Genomic DNA, 17,653 nt, shown 5'->3' with positions numbered 1-17,653 from the left:
CAGGTGATATGATGAGTTTAAATCCAGCAGAGATTTCAAAATTAATCAAAGCTCAGATTCAAAGTATCGACCAGGATCTTGAAATGAATGAAAGTGGTACTATTCTTACAGTTGGTGATGGTATCGCAACGGTATATGGATTGAAAAATGCCATGATGAGTGAATTGTTGTTATTCCCTCATGATGTATATGGTATGGTCATGAACTTAGAAGATGAACAAGTAGGTGTTGTACTTTTAGGTGATAATTCAGATATCAAAGAAGGTGACGTTGTAAAACGTACAGGTCACATCATTGAAGTTCCAGTTGGTGATAGTTTGATGGGTCGTGTTGTCAATGCATTAGGGCAGCCGATTGATGGTTTAGGTGAAATCCAAACAGATAAAACACGTCCGGTTGAGCGTGTTGCCCCAGGTGTAATGACAAGAAAGAGTGTTTCTGTTCCATTACAAACGGGTTTAAAAATTATTGACTCTATGATTCCAATTGGACGTGGTCAGCGTGAGTTGATCATTGGGGATCGTCAAACAGGTAAAACAGCTATCGCAATTGATACGATTTTGAATCAAAAAGGTCAAAACGTAAAATGTATTTATGTAGCGATTGGACAAAAAGCGAGTACTGTAGCTCAAATTGTTGAAAAATTAAAACAACATGGAGCTATGGAGTATACAACAATTGTAGCGGCTACTGCATCTGAGGCAGCGCCATTACAATATATTGCACCATATGCAGGTTGTGCTATGGGTGAAGAATGGATGGAAAATGGAGAAGATGTACTAATTGTTTATGATGATTTATCAAAACATGCCGTAGCTTACCGTACACTGTCTTTACTTCTTCGTCGTCCTCCTGGACGTGAAGCCTATCCTGGAGATGTCTTCTATTTGCATTCTCGTTTATTAGAGCGTGCTGCTCGTTTAAATGAAAATTATGGTGGTGGATCTTTAACCGCTTTACCAATCATTGAAACGCAAGCCGGAGATATTTCTGCTTATATTCCTACAAATGTAATTTCAATTACAGATGGACAGATCTTCTTAAAGACAGATATGTTTAATGAAGGTATTCGTCCAAGTGTAGATAGCGGTTTAAGTGTTAGCCGTGTAGGTAGTGCTGCACAAACAAAGGCTATGAAGCAGGTATCTGGTTCATTAAAATTAGAGCTTGCCCAATATCGTGAAATGGAATCTTTTGCGAAATTTGGTTCTGATTTAGATGCAAGTACAAAAGATGTACTGGATCATGGTGCAAGATTGACTCAATTATTGATTCAAAAACAATATTCACCATTAACAGTGCCTGAACAAGTATTATCTTTATATGCTGCAAAAAATAGATATTTAAAACCTGTTGAAGTAGACCAAGTTGGTGAATTTGAACAAGGAATGTTGGAATATGTACATCGTGAATATCCTTATGTTCTAGATCAGATTGAAATGAAAAAGGCAATTGACGATGAATTAGAAGCCGATATTAAGAAGGCTTTAGATGCCTACGCAAATCAATATGCGCTAGAAAAGGGTGCGCAACATGGCACAAAGTAGACAGGCTATTCAGGCTCGAATCAGTTCCGTTAGTTCAACAAAGAAAATCACAAAAGCAATGCAACTGATTGCTTCAAGTAAATTAACTAGACAAAGACAAATTATGGAAGAAAACCGTAGTTATGCACAAGGTCTTCAAGAACTTTTCACAATGGTACTTCGTAGTGCTGGAAATGATTCCATGTATTTAAATGAGAATCAAGGAAAGCCAAGCTTTATCTTTGTGATTACGAGCGATATGGGACTTTGTGGAGGCTACAATGCGAACGTGTATCGTATGATACAAGATGAGTTTTCAAATGAGGATCATATAGTTATGGTTGGAGTTCGTGGTGCTGCATGGATTTCAAAACGTGACTATAATGTTGAAACTGTATTAAGTGATCTTGACGAGGATGATGTATATAATGCTTTATCGAAATGTATGCAGGATGCATTAGACTTGTTTGAAAAGAAAGAAATTTCAAAAATTCAAATTTTATATACGCACTATAAAAATACATTGACATTTGTTCCTACTTTAGAAACGGTTTTACCTGTTTCTAAGCCTCAGGAAGAAAAGAAGTCAGGCATGCATGCGGATATGATTTTTGAACCAGATAAGGAAACAATGCTACAAAACATGATTCCTATGGTGACAAAATCAATTCTTTACTCTCGTTATTTAGAAAGTAAAACTAGCGAACAGGCTTCTCGAAGAATGGCAATGGAGAGTGCAACTGACAATGCAGAAGAGTTGCAGAATGATCTTGAACTTGCATATAACCGTGTACGTCAGGGTGCAATTACGCAAGAAATTACTGAAATTGTCGGTGGTGCAAATGCACTTTCATAAAGGAGGGTAAAGATGAGTCAAAATATTGGAAAAGTCGTTGAGATCATTGGTCCAGTTGTGGATATTCAGTTTTCACAAAACAATTTACCAGATTTATTAACGGCAATTGAAATTGAACGCCCAAATGAAGAAAATCTAATTGTAGAAGTCGAACAAGATATTGGTTCAGATCGAGTACGTTGTATTGCGATGGGAAGTACAGATGGTTTAGTACGTGGTATGGATGCCATTGATACAGGAAAGCCAATTCAAGCTCCTGTTGGAGAAAATGTATTGGGTCGTATGTTTAACGTATTAGGTAAGCCAATTGATGGTTTAGGTGATGTAGATGCGAATACTATGCCAATTCATAGAAAAGCACCTGCATTTGATGAACAAAGTACGACGAGTGAACCATTAGAAACGGGTATTAAAGTAATCGATTTATTATGTCCTTACGCAAAGGGTGGTAAAATTGGATTGTTCGGTGGTGCCGGTGTTGGTAAAACCGTATTGATTCAGGAATTGATCCACAATATTGCCAAAGAGCATGGTGGTAAATCCGTTGTAGTAGGTGTAGGCGAAAGAACTCGTGAAGGAAATGATATGTATCACGAGATGAAAGATAGTGGTGTATTAGATAAGACTGTATTGGTTTATGGACAGATGAATGAAAGTCCAGGAGCCAGAATGCGTGTTGGATTAACAGGTCTTACAATGGCAGAATATTTCCGTGACGTAGAACATCAAGATGTATTGTTGTTTATTGATAATATCTTCCGTTTTACACAGGCAGGATCTGAAGTAAGTGCCTTATTAGGACGTGTTCCTAGTGCCGTAGGATATCAACCTACATTAGCTACAGAAATGGGACAGTTACAAGAAAGAATTACATCAACAAAAGATGGTTCTATTACTTCTGTACAGGCTATTTATGTACCTGCGGATGACTTAACGGACCCAGCTCCAGCAACAACATTCTCTCACTTGGATGCAAAAACCGTATTGGACCGTGATATTGCGGCATTAGGTATTTATCCTGCCGTAGATCCACTTGAATCGAGTTCACGTATCTTGGATCCACTTGTGGTTGGTGAAAAACACTATAAAGTAGCTCGTGGAGTTCAAAATATCCTACAGAGATATAAAGATCTTCAAGATATCATCGCCATTTTAGGTATGGATGAATTAAGTGAAGAAGATAAGAAAGTTGTAAACCGTGCACGTCGTGTTCGTAACTTCTTGTCACAACCATTTAATGTAGCCGAAGTATTCTCAGGTATTCCTGGAAAATATGTACCTTTGGAAGATACAATTCGTAGTTTCGAACGTTTATTAGCTGGTGAATTCGATGATCTTCCTGAACAAGCATTCATGTTTGTTGGAACAATTGAAGAAGCACAAAAAAAAGCTGAAAAAATGGCTGGTGAATAGTCATGATTGCTTTTAAAGTTGTAACACCTAAAGGCGAATATTTAAAACAAGACGTAAAGAGTATTCATGTAAAGACAGTCATTGGTGAAACTACGATTTTACCGAATCATATGCCAATCTTTGCATCTTTAGTTCCTTGTAAACTTGTTTTAAAGAATGAAAATGACGAAGAAGAAGTCTATGCGATTTCTGGCGGCTTTTTACAATTCAATAAAAATGAAGGCATGATTCTAGCTGATGCGATCGAGGGTAAAAAAGATATCGATCTTGAGCGTGCTAAAAAATCAATGGAACGTGCTAAAGAGCGTTTAGAAAAGAAAGATTCAAACACGAATCTAAAAAGAGCTCAATTATCTTTAGAAAGAGCTATTAATAGAATTCATGTATATGGCGAGTAATCCTCGCCATTTTCTTTTGTCAAATTTTAGCAAACTTGTTGCATCAGTGCTAAAAATGAGTATAATAGTATTTAGCAGTTAGAATAGTTAAGTGCTAAAAGGAGGATGAATTATGTTACAACCTTTACATGATTATGTTTTATTAAAGAAAGAGAAAGAAGAAAAAACTACGGCAAGTGGAATCATTTTGACAAGTGGAAAAGAGAAATCAAAGCTTGCAGTTGTCGCAAGTATTGGAGCTGATGTCAAAGAGGCTGGATATGCTTGTGGAGACAAGGTTTTATATAAAGAATATTCAGGTACTACAATGAAGATCGATGATGAAGAATTTATTGTCATCAAAGATGAAGATATTATTGCGGTAAGCAAATAGTAGGAGGTAATATATTATGGCTAAAGAAGTACGTTTTTCAAAAGATGCTCGTGAATCCATGTTAAGAGGTGTTAACACATTGGCAAATGCAGTTCGTGTTACTCTAGGTCCTAAGGGACGTAATGTTGTTCTTGAAAAAGATTATGGTTCACCATTAATCACTAATGATGGTGTAAGTATTGCCAAAGAAATTGAATTGGAAGATAAGTTTGAAAACATGGGTGCTAAATTGGTATATGAAGTTGCCAATAAGACAAATGATACAGCGGGTGATGGAACGACAACGGCTACCATTTTAGCTCAAAGTATGATTGAAAATGGTTTGCGTCAAGTTGATCGTGGGGCAAATCCTGTATTGATGCGTGAAGGTATTGAAAAGGCAGCTAAGGCTGTAAGTGAATATATCTTATCTGTTTCTAAGAAAGTAGAAAGCAGTAAGGATATTGCTAATGTTGCGACAATTTCATCAGGTTCAGAAGAAATTGGTAAGATCATTGCGGATGCGATGGAAAAGGTTGGTCGTGATGGTGTCATTTCAACGGATGATTCAAAAGGCTTTGAAACAGAACTTGAAATTAGTGAAGGTATGCAATATGACAAGGGTTATGTTTCTCCATATATGGTTAGTGATCGTGAAAAGATGGAAGCTACAATGGAAAATGCTTATGTATTAGTAACGGATCAAAAAATCACAAATATTCAGGAAATCTTGCCATTACTTGAACAATTGGTTCAGGCAAATCGTGCATTATTAATTATTGCAGAAGATTTAGAAAATGAAGTTGTCTCTACTTTGGCATTGAATAAACTTCGTGGAACATTCAATGTAGTAGCTACAAAAGCTCCTGGTTTTGGTGATAATCAAAAAGAAATGTTGCAAGATATTGCGATCATGACAGGTGCTAAATTCTATTCTAAAGATTTGAATATGGAATTGAAAGATATGCAGTTATCGGATTTAGGTACAGTTAAAAAGATTGTTGTCACAAAAGATAATACAACAATGATCGGCGGAGCTGGAAGCAAAGAAGAAGTGGCTGCTCGTGTATCTGAAATTGAAGCACAAATGGAAAACACAACAAGTGATTATGATAAGAAACGTATGGCAGAGCGTTTAGGTAAATTATCAAATGGTGTTGCGATTATTAAAGTGGGTGCTGCAACTGAAAGTGAATTGAAAGAAAAGAAACTTCGTATTGAAGATGCATTGAACTCAACTCGTGCTGCCGTTAGTGAAGGTATTGTAGTTGGTGGTGGAGCTTGTTTAGTAAAGGCTTATGGGGCTTTAAAAGATAAAGTGAAATCGGATGTAGTGGATGTTCAAAAGGGTATTAAAGTTGTATTTGATGCATTATTAGCTCCAATTACTCAGATTGCCGATAATGCTGGATATAACAGTGAAGAGATTGTTGAAAGACAAAAAGCAGCTGAAGAAAATGTAGGATTCGATGCCAAAAATGGTAAATGGGTTAATATGATTGAGTCTGGAATTATTGATCCTACAAAGGTAACTCGTAATGCATTGATGAATGCTTCTAGTATTTCAGCCTTGTTCTTAACAACAGAGGCTGGAGTGGCAAAAATCGATAAAGAAGAAGCTGCACCTGCAATGCCTCAAGGAATGTATTAATAGGTGATTGAATAGCTAAGGTTTAATAAACCTTGGCTATTTTTTTTGTCCAAGAAAATGCCTGAAAACGATGTAAAATGTAAAATGCAATGTAAAATCAAATGTAACAAAATGTAAAAAGCACTTGAAAACGTTTTCCGCTTGCGCTATTATATCAGTACAACTCGAGGGAGGTATAGATTATGAAAGGTAAATTATTAAAAACGTTTGCTTCTAGTGTTGTCGCATTAAGCATGTTAGTCGGATGTAGTTCGGGAAGTGGAACTGCTAGTACAGAATTAAAAGAGGGAGATACAGTCAAAATTGGTTTGAACTATGAATTATCGGGTGCTGTAGCTTCTTATGGTCAAGCGGAGTATAAAGGGGCTTCTCTTGCGATTAAACAATATAACGCAAATAAGGATTCAAAGTATAAAATTAAAGCTGTTAAAATGGATAATAAAGGAGATGCGAGTGAATCGACTAGTGCGGCTACAAAATTGATGACTGAAGATGGTGTAGCCTTTGTGGTAGGACCTGCAACTTCTGGTGCTTCTATCGCAACATATCCAGTAGCGGATCAAAACCAGGTTCCAGTTATTTCACCATCAGCTACTCAGGTCGATGCAACAATGAATGGAGATTCTCCTTATGAATATGCGTTCCGTATTTGTTTTGAAGACTCATATCAAGGTAAGGCAATGGCTAAGTTTGGATATGAAAATTTAGGTAAGAAAAAAGCGGTTATTATCAATGAAGTCAGTGATTATGGAAAGGGTCTTACTAAAGTATTTACACAAAAATTTGAAGATTTAGGTGGAGAAGTTGTAGCTACTGAAAGTTATAATGCGAAAGATACTGACTTTGCAGGTATCATTACGAAAGTAAAAGATAAAGGAGCAGATGTATTATTCATCGCTGGTTACTATTCAGAAGCTGGATTAATTATTAAACAGGCTCGTGAAGCTGGTATGGATTGCACAATTTTAGGCGCTGATGGATTTGAATCAGAAAAATTAGCTGAACTTGCAGGTAAAGAAAATTTAAATAACTGCTACTATTCAACTGCTTATACTACAGTTAACGCAAGTGATGATTTAACTGCATTTGTAGATGCATATACAAAAGAATATGGGGAAGCTCCAAATATGTTCTCTGCATTAACATATGATGCTACTAACTTAGGTTTACAAGCTTTAGAAAAAGCTGGTAAAACAGGTGCAGATCTACAAAAGGCTATCGCTGATGCTAAATTTGAAGGTTTAACGGGTTCATTCACATTTGATAAGACACATTCACCTAAGAAATCTGTATTAGTTGTTAACTTAGTAGATGGTGTTCAAACTGAAGCCGTATCAGTAGATCCAAATAAATAAGTATTTGTTCAGGGGGACAATTCCCCCTCTTTTTTAATAAGGAGGTTAATATGACTGCTTTTTTACAACAACTAGTCAATGGTCTATCCTTAGGAAGTATTTATGCCTTGATTGCCTTGGGATATACTATGGTTTATGGAATTATTAAATTGATCAACTTTGCACATGGAGATATCTATATGTTAGGAGCTTATTGTGCATTTCTAATAACAACATATTGTGGATTGGGATTTATTCCTGCCCTATTGATTTCAATGGTTTTTTGTGGAGTCGTTGGTGTTTTGATTGAACGCATTGCGTATAAGCCACTTCGTCATGCGACTCGAATTACCGCATTGATTACAGCTATTGGTGTAAGTTATGTGTTGGAATATGCAACACAATATATTATGGGAAGTGAAGTAAGAACCTATCCTAAATTATTAACGAGTGCCTCTTTTCATTTAGGCCCCGTTACGATTACGATGCAACAAGTCTATATTTTTGTCATTACCGTAATTTTAATGATTGTTTTGCAATTTATTGTTCAGAAGACAAAAATGGGCCGTGCCATGCGTGCTGTAAGTGTCGATGAAGATGCTGCACGTTTGATGGGAATCGATGTAGATAAAACAATTTCTTTTACATTCTTATTAGGATCTGCTTTAGCAGGTGTTGCCGGTGTTCTAGTTGGTATTTACTATAACTCAATCAATCCATTAATGGGTATGACACCAGGGTTAAAAGCATTTATTGCCGCTGTATTTGGTGGCATTGGAAGTATTCCAGGAGCCATGATTGGTGGATTATTTATTGGTATTGCCGAAACGATGGTTACCGCATATGGTAGTTCTTTGTATAAGGATGCGATTGTTTACATTATTTTGATTTTGATTTTGATCTTAAAACCAGCTGGTTTATTAGGTAAAAACGTGAGAGAGAAGGTGTAAGTCATGCGTAAAGAATTATTGAATAAGGCAAATTTTGCTTGGCTTTTACTTTCTGTCGTATCTTTTGTAGTTTTAACAATTTTAATGAAAGTTGGAATTATTGGATCTTATTATTCAATTACTTTATATAATATTTTTATTAATATTATTTTAGCTGTTTCGTTAAATTTAGTTATTGGTGTATGTGGCCAATTCTCTTTAGGGCATGCTGGATTTATGTGTATTGGAGCATATTGTGCTGGTATTATGGTTAAAATGATGCCAAATATGACAGGTTTGGTTATTGGAGTATTGATTGGTTTTGTTCTTTCAACCATTGTAGCTTTGATTGTTTCTATTCCAACATTACGTTTAAAAGGGGATTATTTGGCGATTGCAACATTGGGATTTGCAGAAATTGTTCGTATCCTAGTACAGAATATGGAAATCACAAATGGAGCAGCTGGACTAAATGGAATTCCCAAATTAACAACATTTCCATTGTTGTTTGTGTGTGCTGTTATTTCAATTTTAGTTGTTTGTAACTTTACGCATTCCGCTCCAGGACGAGCTTGTTTATCGATTCGTGAAGATGAGATTGCTAGTGAGGCAATGGGTATCAATACCACGAAATATAAAGTTATTGCCTTTGTGATTGGTGCGTTATTAGCTTCTTTAGCTGGAGCATTGTTTGCTTGTAACTTCTATGTTATTAAGCCAGATCAATTTACATTTAATAAATCCATCGATATCTTGGTTATGGTCGTATTTGGTGGTATGGGCTCTATGACATCGAGTGTTTTGGCAGCTGTTGCGATTGGTATTATCAATGTTGTTTTGGCAAACTTTTCAGAAATTCGAATGATTATTTATGGCTTGGCATTGGTTGGAATCATGATCTTTAAGCCAACGGGAATTTTAGGCACAAAAGAATTGTCATTTAAGAAATTATTTGATAAGCGAAAGGAGAAATCTGCATGAAAACAATTTTAAATGTAAAAAATTTGACAAAGAATTTCGGTGGCCTTTGTGCAGTTTCTAATGTGTCTATGACAATCAATGAGGGAGAGCTTATTGGTTTGATTGGTCCAAATGGTGCTGGGAAAACAACATTATTCAACTTATTGACAGGTGTTTATGAACCAAGTAGTGGTTTGATTGAATTGATGGATCAAAATAAAAGTATTCAGATTGGGGGATTGAAGCCTTATAAAATCACAAACTTAGGTGTTGCCCGAACTTTTCAAAATATTCGTTTATTTAAATCGATGACAGTCTTAGAAAATGTTAAGGTTGCGATGCATAAAAATATTCGTTATGGAACATTAGCTGCAATTTTGCGCTTGCCTACATATTATAAAGAAGAGAAGTGGGTCGAAGAAAAGGCAGAAGAATTATTAAAAGAAGTTGGATTGTATTCTTTAAGAAATGAATTGGCGACAAATCTTCCTTATGGTAAACAACGTCGATTGGAGATTGCTCGTGCTTTGGCAATTCAGCCCAAAATTTTATATTTGGATGAGCCAGCTGCAGGTATGAATCCGCAAGAAACAAAAGAGTTAACGGAATTGATTGATCATATTCGAGAAAAATATAAATTAACTGTAATCCTGATTGAGCATGATATGTCTTTGGTTATGAAGATTTGCGAGCGTATTTATGTTTTGAACTATGGTAAAATGATAGCGAATGGTACGCCTGAAGAAATTAAGCAAAATGAGTTTGTAGTTAAGGCATATTTAGGAGAGGAGATCTAGTATGGCAATGTTAGAAATCAAAGATCTTCATGTGCATTATGGTGTTATTGAAGCTTTAAAAGGCATCAGTTTAGAAGTAAATGAAGGTGAAATTGTCGCGTTGATTGGTGCCAATGGTGCTGGAAAAACGACAATGATGCAGTCCATTAGTGGCATTGTTAAAAAGTCGGCTGGAGAAATCAACTTTTTAAATGAATCAATTATGAAGGCCAATCCGAAACATATTGTTGAGATGGGTTTAACGCAAGTGCCAGAAGGTCGTCGTATCTTTACGGGTATGAGTGTATATGAAAACTTGATGATGGGTGCTTTTTTAAGAAAAGATAAAGATGGAATTAAGCATGATTATGAAAAGGTTTGTGAACAGTTTCCAATCTTAAAAGAACGTATGAATCAGGATGCTTCTACTTTATCTGGTGGTGAGCAACAAATGTTAGCGATGGGACGTGCTTTAATGGCTAAGCCTAAATTGTTACTTTTGGATGAGCCAAGCATGGGTCTTGCTCCAATATTAGTTAAGGAAATCTTTAATATTATTGAAGAAATCAATAAATCGGGAACAACGGTTTTATTGGTAGAACAAAACGCAAAGATGGCTTTGTCAATTGCGCATCGTGCCTATGTTTTAGAGACGGGTAAAGTTGTAATGTCAGGTACAGGGGAAGAACTTGCCAAAAGTTCGGATGTTCAAAAGGCATATCTAGGAGGATAATAAGATGTTTAAAGTTAAGGATTATATGACAAAAAATGTTATATGTGCTGAACCAGATGCAACGATTTCACAAATCATTGATTTGATGAAGGAAAAGGAAATTCACCGTGTTCCAGTTGTTGAAAAAGGTCAACTTGTTGGATTGATTACTGAGGGTATGATTTCAAATTCGGGTACAACGAATGCGACAAGCTTAAGTATATATGAATTAAATTATTTGTTGTCAAAAACGACTGTAAGTACTGTGATGGTAAAAAAAGTCATTTCTGTGGATGAAAATGAATTGATGGAATATGCGACACAGAAAATGTTGAAAAACAATATTGGATGTTTGCCGGTCATCAATGCATCGGGTGAAGTTACGGGTATTGTAACGCAAAATGATGTATTTAAATGTTTCTTGAATGTTCTTGGATGGGATGAAGTGGGTTCAAGAATTACGGTTTCCGTAAAAGATGAAATTGGTGCCATTGGTAAGTTGTCGGAAATCTTTGTTGAAAACAAAGTGAATATCAATCATATTGGTGTGTATTCTTTTGAAGATGGAATTGCCAATCTAGTTATTCGTTGTGATACAACAGATCCGGATGATTTGCAGGCAGATCTAGAGCGAAAGGGCTATAAAGTGTTAGAGTGTTTTGTTCGTGATAAATAGAGAAAAAGGTCTAATTCATATGAATTAGACCTTTATGCTTTTTCAGGTACAACAACGGCTAAGCCGCCAAGTGCACTTTCTTTTAGTTCAATTGGAAGTTTCTTTCCTGTTAGATTCATGGTTTTAACAACCATATCAAAACTAACACGATTCTTTTTTACGTTGCGTAAATATTTGGCAAGTCTTGCGGCATCCACGCTTCTTTGTGCAGCTACTGCATTTCTTTCAATACAAGGAATCATTACGTATCCACCAACTGGATCGCAAGTAAGTCCTAGATGGTGTTCTAATCCAATTTCTGCAGCACATTCAATTTGTTCGTTGTTTTGAAGTTGACAATAAGCAACAAAAGCAGCACCCATAGAACAAGCGGCACCAACTTCTGCTTGACATCCAGCTTTAGCTCCTGAAATAGTAGCGTTTGTCTGGATTAGATTTCCAATTAATCCGGCAACCTTTAAACCTTGAATAAGTGTCTTTTTAGGATATTTTTGATCGTGATAGAAATGATATACAAGACTTGGTAAAACGCCGCAACTACCCATTGTTGGAGCAGTTACGACAATACCTCCACTGGCATTTTGTTCGTTGGCTGCATAGGCATAGCTGCTTAGTAATAAACTGTTTTTATCTTGAATATCACTACAACTTTGTGCGGATTGGTGTAATGCATGGGCTACACGATCAATTTTTAAGCTTCCAGGTAATACACCTGTCTTCTTTAATCCTGTATTTACTGTTTTTAGCATTTGTTTAAAGATTTGATTCATATAAGAATCAAAATCAGAATCTTCCACTTCATCGATATATTGGTCTAAACGTAAATGACGCTCGTTGCAATAGACTTGAATATCATCCATCTTTGTGTGTGGATAAATCTCTGGATCTACATTGCCTTTTTTACCATCGATTTCAATTTTGCCGCCACCGATTGAAACAAATGTGTGTTGTGCAACCTTTGTATCATTGTCAAATACTTCAATAATCATTGTGTTTGGATGTTCGACAGCCGTTTTCATATCAAAAATGATTTCGCATTTACTAGCACCCAATGTTTTTAAAATGATTTTATCTGTAAGGTGTCCTTTTCCTGTAAGTGCTAAGGAACCAAATAAAGTGATTTTGAAGTGTGTGGCATCTGGATAATGCTCATTGATATACTTAGAAGCCATCATTGGACCGAATGTATGTGAACTACTAGGTCCGGGTCCGATTTTATAAATTGTCTTAATACTTTGCATGTTATTATCCTTTCAGAATCTTAATATATTATATTGTATTTTTTTAAAAAGGGATATTAAAAATTTATATATTTATTAATAATTGTTAAGGTTTTTTTGTGTTAGAATATAAAGTGCTAATAATAGCGTTATAAGGGGATATGTGGATATGAAAGAAAAAGGAAATCGTATAAAGGGAATGGATGGATTGCGTGGTATTGCGATTATCGGAATTACGCTATTTCATATGTTTCCTAATGTGTTTAAAGGTGGTTATTTAGGGGTTGTTTTATTTTTTGTTTTAACTGGTTTTTTAATGGTTATCACAAATAAGAAAAAAATGGAGAACAGAGAGTTTTCTACTATCAAATTTTATATATCAAGAATAAAAAGATTGTATCCACCATTGTTGGTAATGGTTTTTACAACTTTAGGTGTTTATTTCTTTTTGGCTAATGATAGTTTGCGTGGAATGAAGATGCAAGTATTAAGTATATTTGCGGGTTTTAATAACTTTTGGCAGATTTCACAAAGTTTGGATTACTTTACTAGAATTGCGAATACTTCACCATTTTCTCATTTATGGTTCTTGTCTATTGAAATGCAGTTTTATTTGATTTTTCCGCTTTTATTATTTGGATTATATAAGTTGGAAGAAAAAAAAGGAAAGTCGAATACAATCAAGACAATGCTTGGAGTCACTGTTGTTTTTGCGTTAATAATGCCAATACTTTATTTATGTAAAGTGAATGTCACAAGATTGTATTATGGAACGGATACTCGAATTTATGCATTGTTCGCGGGTATGCTTTTGGGTTGGATATATACAAAGGAAGAAGAAACGAAAAAGAATTTTTACATTTCACTTTCATTAATAGCTATATTAGTAGCTTCTTACTTTATTTTTGATGGTAAAATGCCAATTGTATATTTATTGGTGTTAACACTAACGACAATTTTGTCTATGTTCTTAATTGAGAAAACGGCAAATAGCTCAGTTTCGTTGGATGTGCCTATATTAGATTGGATTGGTAAACATAGTTATGAAATTTATTTGTGGCAATATCCAGTCATTTATTTGTTTCAGTATAAGGATTGGAATAAACATTTCATCATATATTTATTTGAATTTGTAATTTTGATTGCACTTGTTGTATGGACAAATTATTTCTTAAAGGTGTTTAAATATAAGCAAATCAAACCAAAATTTCAAAAAGCCGTGTTGGCTTGTGGAATCGTTGGGTTTGTATTTCAGGCCACAGGTGTTATTGCTTTAGCAACTTCAAAAGAAGTGGATTCTAGTGCGTTGCAAAAACGTATTGCTGAAAATGAAGAAACTATCAAGAATAAGAAAAAGAATGCAAAATCAGATGGCAAAATGGAAAAGGCTAAAAGTGTAGATTATAGTCCTAGTGGAAATTCACAGAAAGTATCTGATAAAGGTTTATTCTGTTTGGGAGATTCCGTTATGTTGTCAGCATATACAAATATACAAGCTGTTTATCCAGATGCAACTGTCGATGCAGCTGTTTCAAGACAAATGTCACAAGCACCAGATGTTTTGCGTTGGTACGAGTCAAAAGGGGCTGTGCATAATACAGTTGTGATGTCACTAGGAACAAATGGGGTATTGGATGAGAGTACGGTTGAACAAACATTAGAAATGATTGGTTCAGATAAATCTATTTTCTGGGTCAATGTATATGCGCCTGGAGTTGAATGGGAAGCTAGCAACAATAAATATCTGAATGAATTGGCTAAAAAACATTCAAATGTCACAATTATAGATTGGAACTCTTATATTTCTAAGCATACAGATTTATTAGAAGAGGATGGAATACATCCGATGGAATCTGGTGCTGATGCATATGCTCATTTAATTCAAGAAAAAATTAATGAGGTTATGCAAAAACAAAAAGAGATTGAAGAAAAAGTGAATAAATAAAAAGACTGCAGAGGAATTAATCTTCTGCAGTTTCGTTTTTATAATTGTCTAAATCGTTTGGGAAGTTGATTTTGTTTAGTTTTTTGATACTTAGTTCAATTGAAACATCAATATCAGCACTCGCATCATCAACGGTTTGTGTTCCGGTAAAGCTTAAAATCATATGTGAGATTTTTTCGTTTTTGATGGTTGCAACAAGTGTAGCATGATCTAGTTTAACGGATCCCATGTTATCGAGTAGTGTTGCTAATTTGCTTGTATTGACTTTAAATGTGTAGGTGTCATTTTCTTTTTTAGAAGAATCAAACAATTCACATAATTGATCGTCGGTTAAATCTAGAAATGGGTTGTATGCATTTAATTTTGAATTCTTTTTTAACCCAATTTTATCGACTGTACTTTGTGTTTTTGTTCCCATGGAATTTAAATATGTTTTTCCATCTTTGATATAGAAGTTCAAAAAGTTATTTTGCACATTTTTTCCTGCGACAAGACCAATGGAACTAGAAACCTGTAATTCGTCTTTTTGAAGAATTTGTGCATCAATATTTAATTTTGAATCTTTCATTGCAAGTGTTCCATTGATTTGGGCACTTTTTAAATTTAGTGTATTATCTAATGCATTGAAGAATGCAAGGATATCGTCATTGTTTTTTGAGGCCGAGCATCCTGCAAGGTTAAGTGATAAAAAACAAGTTAAGATTATAGTTAATATTTTTTTCATTAAAGACTCCTTTTAACTTCTTTATTGTATGCATAAATATATGGGTTGTCAAAATGGACAAATAAAAAAGCACCTAATTTGTGAAGGTGCTAAAAAAGGATAGGCAATATTTATAACCCATTTTTATAGTTTTGTCAAGTTTTTCTTGACATTTGGTGGTTTTACTAGTAGTATAATAAATTGCATAATAGTGTAAGTTTTCGAATGAAAACTTCCTAATATAGTACAAATTCGAACGAAAGGATGGCATGCATGGACAACAACAAAGCATATCGTATTGTCTCGTGTGGAAAAAAATCTTCCCGCCGAGATTACTCAAAGGTTAGTGGTAAATTAGAGTTACCTAATCTTGTCGAAATCCAGACAGATTCATTTAAATGGTTTACGCAACAAGGTATCCAAGAAGTATTTGAAGAAATCTATCCAATTGAAAACTATGGAAAAAACATTCGCTTAAATTTCTTACGTTATCATTTTGAAGAACCAAAATATAACGCTGAGGAATCTATGTATAGAGAATGCAATTTTGCAGCACCTCTATATGCAGATATGGAATTAGAAGTTACGGACTCAGAAACTGGGGAAGTAGTAACTAAGAGTGAAGAAGTATATTTAGGGGATTTCCCTTTAATGACAGAAACTGGTACATTCATCATCAATGGTGCAGAACGTGTAATCGTTAGTCAGATCGTACGTTCTCCTGGCGCATATTTTGCGGATAGTTATGATGAAAAGACTGGTAAACAAAACTTTAGCTGTGAATTAATTCCAAGTCGTGGTACTTGGTTAGAGTTCATGACTGAGCAAAAGAAAACTACAAATGGACGTTTGATCAACGTTTCTATTGACCGTCGTCGTAAAGTATTATTCAGTATCTTATTCAAGGCTATAGGTATGTCTTTGAATATTGGGGTAAATGAAGATACTCATGATACATCAATGATGGAAACGTTCTTACGTGCAATGGGACGTAACTGGTCTGATGTAGCTACAGATGCAGAAGATCGCGAATACATGAATATGTATTTGTTGTTGTACACTGCCTTCTTTGGAAAATATGAAGAAATCGAAAATTCTTTATTGAACGATAAAGTTAAAACAACGCAGGAAGCTTTACTTTCTTTCTATGAAAACCAGAGAAGTGATGAAATTCCTACATTAGATGGATCAATCACTTTGATGCAGGCTAAATTCTTTGATCACCGTCGTTATGATTTGACAAAGGCTGGCCGTTATAAATTACGCAAGAAATTAAATGCGATCGATCGTATGTATGGTATGAGCCTTGCTCATGATATTGTTGATGTAAATGGCAATGTGTTCATGGAAAAAGGTACAATGGTTCACCGTGATGAAAGAAATGCATTGCGTGAAGAATTAGCGAAAGGTACTTATTGTGTCGCTTATCCATTCCGCTCAGAATTCCATGAAGAAGATATCGTTTCAATTCCAACAAGCTGGACTACAGGATTAATTGGTCGTGTATTGGCTAGTGATGTGGAAACGGAAGATGCATATTTAGATGCTGGTACAGTATTAACTGAACAAGATGTTTTAGCAATCCAAAAGGTTGTTGAAAATGTTGATATTTTTGCAGGATTGTTTGCACAACCAGTTAAATTAACAGCCGAAAATATGGATTCTGTATTTAACTATGGTCAACGTTTATATGCTCTTGGACGTTTAACAAATGCGCAAGGTGAAGATATTGTTGATGCAGATATGGAATTAGTTGCGAACCGTTATATGGTTGGTGTAAGTCCAGATGCCATCGATAGTGATGTTGAAACACAAGTTAAGCAACGTGCTTTAAGCGAAGATATTACGGCATGGTTGATTGGTGCATGTGTTCAAGAAGTATATATTATTGATAACAATGGGGATGAAGTACGTGTTGCTGGAAATGACCCATTCGCAAATAAACATACAATTACAGTTTCAGATATGTATGCATTCTTCTCATATAGCTTAAATGTTATGGAAGGTGTAGGAACAACAGATGATATCGATATGTTGGGTAACCGTCGTATTCGTTCTGTTGGTGAATTGATTCAAAACCAATTCCGTATTGGTTTATCTCGTATGGAACGTGTTGTTAAAGAACGTATGTCAATTCAGGAAATGGATAGCTTAACTCCAAGAAAATTGACTAACATTCGTCCTTTGACAGCTGCAATTAAA

General features: G+C 35.2%; 15 protein-coding genes and 1 pseudogene. 14 read left to right on the top strand and 2 right to left on the bottom strand.

Annotation, left to right across the window (positions count from 1 at the left end; all coding sequences use genetic code 11):
- Positions 1-11 precede the first annotated feature (11 nt).
- From atpA to EUBIFOR_RS04505, 12 genes are all read left to right on the top strand, one after another.
- Complete coding sequence (gene atpA, locus EUBIFOR_RS04560) at positions 12-1,547, top strand: F0F1 ATP synthase subunit alpha (RefSeq protein WP_040466149.1); 1,536 nt, start codon at positions 12-14, stop codon at positions 1,545-1,547.
- A complete protein-coding gene (atpG, locus tag EUBIFOR_RS04555; RefSeq protein WP_003864770.1) occupies positions 1,534-2,382 on the top strand; it encodes an ATP synthase F1 subunit gamma in 849 nt (282 codons plus the stop codon). The genes atpA and atpG overlap by 14 nt, the downstream gene beginning before the upstream one ends.
- 12 nt (positions 2,383-2,394) lie before the next feature.
- Positions 2,395-3,795: a F0F1 ATP synthase subunit beta gene (gene atpD, locus EUBIFOR_RS04550; protein WP_003864769.1), complete on the top strand. Its 1,401-nt coding sequence runs from the start codon at positions 2,395-2,397 to the stop codon at positions 3,793-3,795.
- Positions 3,796-3,797: 2 nt separating this feature from the next.
- Positions 3,798-4,193, top strand: a complete 396-nt coding sequence (gene atpC, locus EUBIFOR_RS04545) for an ATP synthase F1 subunit epsilon (RefSeq protein WP_003864768.1) — start codon at positions 3,798-3,800, stop codon at positions 4,191-4,193.
- A 112-nt stretch (positions 4,194-4,305) separates the two neighbouring features.
- Positions 4,306-4,566 carry a molecular chaperone GroES gene (locus EUBIFOR_RS04540; RefSeq protein ID WP_003864767.1) on the top strand — a complete coding sequence of 87 codons (261 nt, stop codon included), beginning with the start codon at positions 4,306-4,308 and terminating at the stop codon, positions 4,564-4,566.
- Positions 4,567-4,582: 16 nt separating this feature from the next.
- Positions 4,583-6,196: a chaperonin GroEL gene (groL, locus tag EUBIFOR_RS04535; RefSeq protein ID WP_003864766.1), complete on the top strand. Its 1,614-nt coding sequence runs from the start codon at positions 4,583-4,585 to the stop codon at positions 6,194-6,196.
- 182 nt (positions 6,197-6,378) lie between these two features.
- Entirely contained in the window at positions 6,379-7,551 is a 1,173-nt protein-coding gene (locus EUBIFOR_RS04530) for an ABC transporter substrate-binding protein (protein ID WP_003864765.1), read from the top strand.
- A gap of 50 nt (positions 7,552-7,601) precedes the next feature.
- Entirely contained in the window at positions 7,602-8,480 is an 879-nt protein-coding gene (locus tag EUBIFOR_RS04525; RefSeq protein ID WP_003864764.1) for a branched-chain amino acid ABC transporter permease, read from the top strand.
- Between the two features lie 3 nt (positions 8,481-8,483).
- Positions 8,484-9,440 carry a branched-chain amino acid ABC transporter permease gene (locus EUBIFOR_RS04520; RefSeq protein ID WP_003864763.1) on the top strand — a complete coding sequence of 319 codons (957 nt, stop codon included), beginning with the start codon at positions 8,484-8,486 and terminating at the stop codon, positions 9,438-9,440.
- Positions 9,437-10,216 (top strand): ABC transporter ATP-binding protein, encoded by a 780-nt coding sequence (locus EUBIFOR_RS04515; RefSeq protein WP_003864762.1) that lies wholly within the window; start codon positions 9,437-9,439, stop codon positions 10,214-10,216. Before EUBIFOR_RS04520 ends, EUBIFOR_RS04515 begins: the two co-directional genes overlap by 4 nt.
- A 7-nt stretch (positions 10,217-10,223) precedes the next feature.
- Positions 10,224-10,928 carry an ABC transporter ATP-binding protein gene (locus EUBIFOR_RS04510; RefSeq protein ID WP_040466211.1) on the top strand — a complete coding sequence of 235 codons (705 nt, stop codon included), beginning with the start codon at positions 10,224-10,226 and terminating at the stop codon, positions 10,926-10,928.
- 4 nt (positions 10,929-10,932) lie between these two features.
- Positions 10,933-11,583: a CBS and ACT domain-containing protein gene (locus tag EUBIFOR_RS04505; protein WP_003864760.1), complete on the top strand. Its 651-nt coding sequence runs from the start codon at positions 10,933-10,935 to the stop codon at positions 11,581-11,583.
- Positions 11,584-11,615: 32 nt separating this feature from the next.
- Here EUBIFOR_RS04505 and EUBIFOR_RS04500 read toward each other — a convergent pair whose 3' ends face one another.
- Positions 11,616-12,824, bottom strand: coding sequence for an L-serine ammonia-lyase, iron-sulfur-dependent, subunit alpha (locus tag EUBIFOR_RS04500; protein WP_003864759.1), 1,209 nt, complete (start codon positions 12,822-12,824; stop codon positions 11,616-11,618).
- A 148-nt stretch (positions 12,825-12,972) separates the two neighbouring features.
- On the opposite strand from EUBIFOR_RS04500, the gene EUBIFOR_RS04495 reads away from it, so the two are divergent.
- The gene (locus EUBIFOR_RS04495) at positions 12,973-14,748 is read left to right on the top strand and encodes an acyltransferase family protein (protein ID WP_003864758.1); all 1,776 of its coding nucleotides are present in this window, start codon (positions 12,973-12,975) and stop codon (positions 14,746-14,748) included.
- 16 nt (positions 14,749-14,764) lie between these two features.
- Here EUBIFOR_RS04495 and EUBIFOR_RS04490 read toward each other — a convergent pair whose 3' ends face one another.
- Positions 14,765-15,472 (bottom strand): hypothetical protein, encoded by a 708-nt coding sequence (locus EUBIFOR_RS04490; protein ID WP_003864757.1) that lies wholly within the window; start codon positions 15,470-15,472, stop codon positions 14,765-14,767.
- A gap of 252 nt (positions 15,473-15,724) precedes the next feature.
- Here EUBIFOR_RS04490 and EUBIFOR_RS04485 point away from each other — a divergent pair.
- Positions 15,725-17,653: pseudogene (locus EUBIFOR_RS04485) on the top strand (DNA-directed RNA polymerase subunit beta); the annotation flags it as partial.

The sequence above is a fragment of the Holdemanella biformis DSM 3989 genome, assembly GCF_000156655.1.
GTDB lineage: Bacteria > Bacillota_I > Bacilli_A > Erysipelotrichales > Erysipelotrichaceae > Holdemanella > Holdemanella biformis.
This window is presented reverse-complemented; position numbering and strand designations above follow the sequence as displayed.